The organism is Flavihumibacter cheonanensis, from assembly GCF_022352215.1.
GTDB lineage: Bacteria > Bacteroidota > Bacteroidia > Chitinophagales > Chitinophagaceae > Flavihumibacter > Flavihumibacter cheonanensis.
Genome location: NZ_JAKRWF010000221.1, coordinates 1 through 279, shown reverse-complemented (window position 1 = coordinate 279; position 279 = coordinate 1). Strand labels below are relative to the sequence as shown.

1 protein-coding gene is annotated in these 279 nt (G+C 66.7%); it reads right to left on the bottom strand.

From position 1 onward, the window contains the following. The coding region (locus MD536_RS21775) for a hypothetical protein (RefSeq protein WP_239603879.1) at window positions 1-279 on the bottom strand (279 nt) is incomplete at both ends.

The window sequence follows — 279 nt, the reverse complement described above, 5'->3', positions numbered from 1 at the left end:
GAACATCTGGATATCGGGCCCGACCAGGTCGTCGCGCCATTCGCGCACCCAGGCCCACCAGCGCATTTTCAGGCTCCACCAGGCGATGGCCGCCGTGTTGAACTGTGCCGGGACCGGCGGCGGCATCTGGTCCGACACCGGGGCCACCTGGAAGCGGAAAGCGGGCGTGACGGTAAAGCCATAGGGCTGCGAGGCCCGGGTGAAGAAACGGTTGACGTCGTCGAAGGAATCCTCGTCGATGGACTGGGCGAAGCGGCGCGTCGCCTTCTGCGTGTCCGC